At 48.2% G+C, this 2,311-nt stretch carries 3 protein-coding genes and 1 pseudogene; 3 read left to right on the top strand and 1 reads right to left on the bottom strand.

Features of this window, described 5'->3' with window-relative positions:
• A partial coding sequence (locus H8A87_RS19450) for a tyrosine-type recombinase/integrase (protein ID WP_198691523.1) occupies positions 1–247 on the top strand: 247 nt, incomplete at its 5' end.
• Between the two features lie 507 nt (positions 248–754).
• Here H8A87_RS19450 and H8A87_RS19445 read toward each other — a convergent pair.
• Positions 755–1,042: a hypothetical protein gene (locus tag H8A87_RS19445; protein WP_198691525.1), complete on the bottom strand. Its 288-nt coding sequence runs from the start codon at positions 1,040–1,042 to the stop codon at positions 755–757.
• Between the two features lie 49 nt (positions 1,043–1,091).
• On the opposite strand from H8A87_RS19445, the pseudogene H8A87_RS20120 reads away from it, so the two are divergent.
• Both H8A87_RS20120 and H8A87_RS19430 read left to right on the top strand, forming a co-directional pair.
• Positions 1,092–1,637: pseudogene (locus H8A87_RS20120) on the top strand (RHS repeat-associated core domain-containing protein); the annotation flags it as partial.
• A gap of 42 nt (positions 1,638–1,679) precedes the next feature.
• Positions 1,680–2,147, top strand: coding sequence for a hypothetical protein (locus H8A87_RS19430; protein WP_198691522.1), 468 nt, complete (start codon positions 1,680–1,682; stop codon positions 2,145–2,147).
• Positions 2,148–2,311: the final 164 nt, after the last annotated feature.

Here is a 2,311-nt window from a genome sequence, read left to right as displayed (position 1 = left end):
TGCCCTGCATCGTGCCGAAGTGGAAAAACCGGGCGGGTGTCACCTGTTCCGCCATGCGATGGCGACGCAGATGCTGGAGAATGGCGCAGATACGCGGCATATCCAGGCCATACTGGGGCATGTCAGTCTGGAAACGACGCAAATTTATACACGCGTGGCCATCGGTCATTTGAAGGAAGTGCATCAGCAGACGCACCCGGCAGAGCGTGACCACCCGGCAAAGCCGGACACCGAACCGAACCCCTGACGCACCGGACAGCCCGATCCTCCCCGTTGAGTTCGCTGGGAGCGGTGCGGGGGCGGACTGCCCGTCGGCATCGGCGTCTGCGGGGGTACGTGGGCAATGGGCGGCCTGAGCAGTCGTGTCCCCGTTAAGAATAGGCAGGCCGCCCAAAGCCCACTCAACATAATGTCGGGGAATTAGGCGAAACTCGCCGTTCATGCCCGTGCCAGTCAAGCACACCGCAAAGCGGCGCGCATCGCCTAATTAACATTATGTCTGCGCCCCCGCTGATTGGCATCGCAAGGGTGCCGCCGCACAAGGCTGCGCCTTATGCTCTAACCTTCTGAGCCAGTCCCTGGCCAACACCGCGCCGACCCTGAACGCCGCGCACTCGTCTGGCCAACCCCACTTCTCCTTTAGCTGCCCTGCATCGCTCAGGCAAACAACCCTGTAGGTTGGTCGGCCTGCGGCCTCCATGTTTACCTCCCCCGCCCCGACCCCGCTGCACTGGCTGCGCGCGGCTCGCAGTCGCTACGCTCCTTGCTCGTTGCCGTGCTCGCCATCTCCGCCCCGTGCAGCCCCCGCAGGGGGCTTCCCTGTTGGGTTCGGCGCTGGCAACAAAACGGGGCATGGCGTAACCCACGGTGCACAGGGGCGCCGCTTGCAGGCTCTCTGCCGCCCGCCGTCCGGCAAGCCGGACAACGTTCGCCCGTTGCCGATGAAAACAATCTGAAAGTGCACGTCGGGGTCAAAAAAGTGATCGGGGAAAAATGGGCGTAATCTGCTATCCTGAAAGCCTTGCCCTGCGCGGGTTGGCATCGCTCTGGGGGTATGACGGCGTCGGGGATGATGCCCCTTCGCCGGCCAGTGGCTCGATGAAGAGAGCGGGCTGGTCTACAATCGGTACAGATATTTTTCGCCGGTGGCCAGCGTGTACCTGACGCCCGATCCGATTGGCCTACAAGGTGGTTTTAATCCCTATTCATACGTCCTTAACCCAACCAGTTGGATCGACCCGTTAGGTTTAAAATGCTGTTTTGCTCAAAAAGACAAAACAACTAAAAGATGGGTGGATAGATTAACTGGTAAAACCCCTGATGAAGTTGATGGGTTTTTAACATCGAAAGGTTGGACAAAGACTTATCCTCAGGCAGGAAGACCAGATGCCATTCAGCATATACAATATGTTAAAACAACTAAATCTGGCACTACGTATAAGTTAGATTATCACCCTGGAGGTAATGCTAAGCAGCCAAATATTCATGGAAATGACTATTGGAAAGTATATAAAGTTAATGATAAAGGTGAAGATGTAGTATTCGGGCGTATAGGTCATGGAGATTTTAAAAATTATGACCTAATAAAAGACTCTCCAGTATATGTTGACCGTATTTTAGTAAATGTAGGAATGTAGGAATGTAGGAATGTAGGAATGTAGGAATGTAGGAATGTAGACATGTTAAATTTTTCTGCGGAAATAATATCATCCCATTCAATTGGTAATGTATTGTTGAATAGTGATATTTCCGGCTATATAAATGAAATTTATTCTAATTTTAGTGTAGAGTATAAAGAATATTGCTTGCCAGATAATAGTAAGAGATATGCATATATTCTTGATGAAACCCTAACTATATCAACCGATTGCTATGGAAATATATTCTCCATAGGATGTAACGAAAATTATAAAGGTTTATATGAAAACCGATTGTACACAGGTCAATTAATGGGAGATATGATTAATCTTACAAAGCGTCAGAGAATATTTAATGGCTCTATCATTATAGATGATGATTTTGGTTTTTTGTTCGTATTACCATCTCCTTTTGATGAAATAGCTGATAATATATCTGATATCCCATTGGATTTAAAATTAAACGAAATATATATTGGTGATTATTCATCATGGAATCCTTATAAATAAAAAATCACTGGTTCGTCGTCTTATTAAAGATGTACCAGAATATTCTTATTATTATTGGATTCGCGCATAAGTGCATCATAATTGTATTAAAAAACCGGAAAGATCCACGTGATCTTCCGGCTTTTTTTAATAGCTGCCCACTCCGGTCATGTATTAAATGGTTA

The sequence above is a fragment of the Xenorhabdus lircayensis genome (assembly GCF_016306625.1).
In the GTDB taxonomy this organism is placed as follows: domain Bacteria; phylum Pseudomonadota; class Gammaproteobacteria; order Enterobacterales; family Enterobacteriaceae; genus Xenorhabdus; species Xenorhabdus lircayensis.
Note: the sequence above shows the minus strand (reverse complement) of the source record. Positions and strands in the feature narration are given on the sequence as shown.